General features: G+C 68.4%; 5 protein-coding genes. 3 read left to right on the forward strand and 2 right to left on the reverse strand.

The window, feature by feature from the left end:
• The coding region (locus VFW71_01065) for a MoxR family ATPase (GenBank protein ID HEU5001356.1) at positions 1 to 351 on the reverse strand (351 nt) is incomplete at its 3' end.
• Positions 352 to 572: 221 nt separating this feature from the next.
• Between VFW71_01065 and VFW71_01070 the strand changes: the two genes are divergently transcribed.
• The 3 genes from VFW71_01070 to VFW71_01080 all read left to right on the forward strand — a co-directional run bounded on the left by VFW71_01070 (position 573) and on the right by VFW71_01080 (position 4,060).
• Positions 573 to 1,706: a hybrid sensor histidine kinase/response regulator gene (locus VFW71_01070; GenBank protein HEU5001357.1), complete on the forward strand. Its 1,134-nt coding sequence runs from the start codon at positions 573 to 575 to the stop codon at positions 1,704 to 1,706.
• Entirely contained in the window at positions 1,703 to 3,142 is a 1,440-nt protein-coding gene (locus tag VFW71_01075; GenBank protein HEU5001358.1) for an ATPase domain-containing protein, read from the forward strand. The genes VFW71_01070 and VFW71_01075 overlap by 4 nt, the downstream gene beginning before the upstream one ends.
• A 141-nt stretch (positions 3,143 to 3,283) precedes the next feature.
• Complete coding sequence (locus VFW71_01080) at positions 3,284 to 4,060, forward strand: hypothetical protein (GenBank protein HEU5001359.1); 777 nt, start codon at positions 3,284 to 3,286, stop codon at positions 4,058 to 4,060.
• Positions 4,061 to 4,313: 253 nt separating this feature from the next.
• Here the strand turns inward: VFW71_01080 and VFW71_01085 are convergent.
• A partial coding sequence (locus tag VFW71_01085; GenBank protein HEU5001360.1) for an ATP-binding protein occupies positions 4,314 to 4,501 on the reverse strand: 188 nt, incomplete at its 5' end.

The following is a 4,501-nucleotide window of genomic DNA, read 5'->3' on the forward strand; positions in this document are numbered from 1 at the left end:
GCGCTCCACCAGGAAGCGGGGGCCGAAGATGTCGTCCACCGCCTGCTTGTCGCCCAGCGAGGACTCCGTCAGGGTGCGGACGTAGAGGAGCTGGCGGGTGTAGTCCCACTCGTAGAGGGCCTGGTTGGCGTCGATGCCCTCATAGCACTGCAGCCGGATGAGCTGCAGCCCGAAGGCGGCGGCGATCGCCTTGGACAGCTCGGTCTTGCCGACCCCGGCCTCGCCCTCCAGGAGCAGCGGGCGGCCGAGGCACAGCGCCAGGAACGTTGCCGTGGCCAGGCCGCGATCGGCGAGGTAGTTCTGGTCCAACAGAATGTCTGCCAGCTGCTCAGGCGACTCGGGAAGATCCATGCGCTCCACGGGTGCACTCTATGCCGACCTGGCTACCCAGGAGGGTGCGAACCGGCTCCCGCCAGGCTCACATCGGGCAGGAGACGTTGGCGGCACCGGGGTCGCCGGGGCCTGACCACTTCAATACAGCGCGCCGCGGGTTAGGCAGAAGATCCCCCGTCCCTGGTCCGGATGCGCTATTCCCATCCCGCCCCGCGGCGGCGATCATGGACAGGAGAGACATGGTCGCTCGGGAGTCGGGCATCGCCCGGCATGATGAGGTAGCTGCCAACGGCTCAGCACCGGCGGCGATCGCGTCGGCGCGACCCGCGGGTCTCAACGAGGTCCTGGTGATCGCCGCCCACGAACTGCGTCAGCCCGCTGCGGTGATCTATGGCCTGGCGTCGACGCTGTGCCACCAGCGGGCCACCCTGACCGACGAGCAACTCGACGAGGTCGTCCGCCGCCTCCACCGCCAAGCGGAGCGCCTCGTCGCCCTTCTCAACGAGACCCTTGACCTCGATCGGATCCAGCGAGCCGAGGCCCCGCCGGAGCTCTGCACGATCGAGCTGGCGAGCGCCGTCGAGCGCGCCCTTACGCTGGCGCAGCCACCCCCCGGGGTGCAGGTGAGCGTCGCCATCCCCTCAGCCCTCCATGTCCTCGGTACTGAGCCGGGACTGGAGAGGGTCCTCGTGAATCTCCTCTCCAACGCCTACCGCTACGGCGGCTCCCACGTTCGAATCGAAGGCCGGTCGGGGCACGAGGGCGTCCAGCTCCGCATCCAAGACGACGGCCCCGGTGTCCCCGCCCACCTCGTCCAGCACCTGTTCCAACCATTCCGGGCCCAACCCGGCGGCAACGGGCTGGGCCTCGCCATCGTGCTCGCGCTGGTCGAGTCCTTCGGTGGCACCATCACTTACCGGCAGGCCGACCCTCCGGGCGCCGAATTCGACGTCACGCTCCGGCCCGACACGGGACCTCCCCTCAGTGCCGGGACGTGTGACACCTGGGCGGTCGACGAGCCGCCCACCATCCTCGTGGTGGACGACGAGCCGGACATCCGCTGGCTTCTGCGGGTCGCCCTCGAGGCCGCCGGGTACCGCGTCGTCGAGGCGCCCGATGGTCAAGCGGCTCTGGAGGCCATCCGGGTACGGCGGCCACGGCTGGTCGTGTCCGACCTCATGATGCCGGTGATGGATGGGAACGAGCTCATCCACCGGATCCGGGCGATGCCCGGGTGTGCGGCGCTCCCCATCGTGGCGCTCAGCGCCAACCCCCACCTGGCCCGGAACGCCAACCTGGCGATGGCGAAGCCCTGCCTGATCGGTGATCTGACCCGGGCCGTCGGCACCCTCCTGAACGGGGTCCACCCATGAGCCGCGTGCCCACCGGCATCGCCGCGCTCGACCGGGTGCTGGGAGGCGGGTTCCCGCCCGGCTCCCTCGTCGTCATCGCCGGCGCCCCGGGGACCGGCAAGACGATCCTTGCCCAGCAGATCTGCTTCGCCAACCCGCGGCCGTCGATCTACTACACGACGCTCTCGGAGCCGCACTCCAAGCTCGTCTCCCATCTGCAGAGCTTCTCGTTCTTCTCGCTGGAGGCGATCGGCGAGCGGATCCGGTTCCATCACCTCCCCTCGCTCGCCGATCCCCCCAACCCGGTCTCGGCTGAGGTGGCGGCGGAGGTTGCCCGGCAGGCGTTCGAGTCCTCGCCGGGCGTGATGGTCATCGACTCGAGCAAGGCGCTCCACGAGGCGGAGGGCCCGGGCTTCCGGCGTTCGATCTACGACCTGGCGAGCCGGGTCGCCCATACCGACACCCTGCTGATCCTGGTCGGCGAATACGAAGAGGCCGACATGCAGACGGCCCCTGAGTTCGCGGTGGCCGACGCCATCATCCTGCTGACGAACGAACCGAGCGGCTTGACGGACCGGCGCTGGCTGCGCGTGGCGAAGCTCCGCGGGTCCGACCACCTCGCCGGGCGCCACGCCTTCCGCATCGGCCCGGACGGCCTCGCCCTCTTCCCCCGGCCGGAGGCCAGCCTGATACCGCCACCGCCGGGCAACGGCGGCCGGGTCTCGACCGGGATCGAAGGCCTCGACGCCATGACCCACGGCGGGATCCCGGTCGGCACCACCACGATCGTTGCCGGCCCCTCGGGTGCGGGCAAGACCGTCATCGCCCTCCAGTTCCTGATCGAGGGACTCAAAGGCGGGGAGCCGTGCGTCTACGTGTCCTTCCAGGAGAGCGAGCGCCAGCTCCGGGAGAAGGCCCGCAACTTCGGCTGGGACCTGAGCGGGGCCACCGCCAAGGGCCAGCTGGCCATATTGCATGTCCAGCCGGTGGAGATGGGTCTGGACGTCGTGGCCTCCCAGATCCACCAGGCGGCGGCCGGCATCGGGGCTCGGCGGGTCGTGATCGACAGCATCGGCGAGCTCAGCCATGCCGCCACTGGTCCCCGGTTCCCGGACTATCTGTGGTCCCTGGTCGGGGCGCTGCGGGGTGAGGGGGCGACGGTCGTCCTGGCCAGCGAGACCGAGGCCTTCTTCGGCCCGGCATTCGAACTCGCCCGGGGCCTGTCGTTCGTGGCGGACAACGTCGTGCTGCTGCGCTACACCGAGTTGGAGTCCGAGATCCACCGTGCCCTGGTCGTGGTCAAGATGCGGGAGAGCGACCATGTCAAGAGCCTCGTGGAGTTCGAGATCACCAGCGGGGGCGCGGTCGTCAAGGGCAAGTTCTCCGGGCTGTCGGGCGTCCTGTCCGGCGCGCCGGTCCCGGCGGAGCAGAAGTTCCGGGAATTCTTCGGTCGGTGAGGAGGAAGGGTCGTGCGCCGCGCCGCCAGGCTCCTCAAAGGATGGCTGGCGCGTCGGACAGCGACCGAGGGTGAGCGGGACAGCACGGCAGCGTTCGAGAAGTTCTTTGGATAACGCACTGCGAAGAGGAGACCCGGAACAATGAGGACGTCCACGTTGGCCACCAGCTACATCCAGGCGGTGATCTTCGGAGCCCTGGCGGGGCGCTGCCTGTTGGGATGGTTCCGGGAGCGCGATCGCCGTTCCGCCCACCTGGCCTGGGCCGCAGGACTCTTCGGGGTCACCTCCCTGCTGGGCGCGATCACCAGCACGATCTACGACTCGACCAAAGGGCAGACCGCGCCCCGGTGGGAGACCATCATCGCCGGCGCCATGATGTATCTCGCCATCTACGCATTCCTCCTCTTCCTGGCTGATTTCATCCGCTTCCCCCGCTGGGTCCGAGCCTTTTTCCTGGCCGCCACCGGAGTGAACGTGGTGCTGGCGTTCATCGAGCGGCCGGATCTGCGCTTCGACGGACGGACGTCGCAGATCGTGTCGATCCCGGGCATCCACAACCCCATTAATTACCGCACCTACCTGGGGTACATCCTGGCTTACCTCGCCGTATCCCTTGGCCTGCTGACCGTTGCCTTCCTCGCCTATGCCTTCCGCACCGCCGGCCTCGCCCGGCTCCGCATGCTGCTGATCGGCAGCGGCTTCCTCCTGCTCTGCGTCGTGGTCGGGCTGCTCCCGCGCCTGCTGTTCGGCCACCCCAGCGCCCAGACGATCTCCCATCTCCTCACCGTGCTGCAGTACGTGGCGCTGGTGGCCGGGCCGCTCCTGCTGGTGGGCTTTGCACCCCCGACGTTCCTGAAGAACCTGTTCCGCAGGGCCGAACTCCACCCGAAGGGACCGCAGCAGGCCCCAGCCGTCTGAGCACCACACAACGCGTATAGTTGCTAGTGCTAATCGCGAGCCCTCCGGACACTGGGGGAACGCGTTGCTGCCGACTCCTGCCGTCTCACTTCTTCCGAACGGATCTCCAGCATCTGACCAACTTCAACTAAGACTAATGTACGCCTATGACGCGGCTTATCCGTCCCTGGTCCCTCTCTCTTTGTCAATGGCCAAGTCGCGCGCCCCACTGGTGGCCAACTAAAAGTCCCCACCTCCTGAGCATCTACGGGGGTCAGGGCTTGGCGGGAGCGATCACCTCCTCCTTCACTGGAGCCCCCGCCTGGGCGCGGGCTTTGGCCTCCCGCATCCGGTAGGACTCCCCACTGGTCAACACCAGGACGCGATGGTGGGTGAGGCGGTCCAGCAGGCTGACCGCGGTGGTCGCCTCGGGCAGGAAGCGGCCCCACTCCTCGAAGGGCC

The organism is Actinomycetota bacterium (genome assembly GCA_035765775.1).
Taxonomy (GTDB): domain Bacteria; phylum Actinomycetota; class CADDZG01; order JAHWKV01; family JAOPZY01; genus DASTWV01.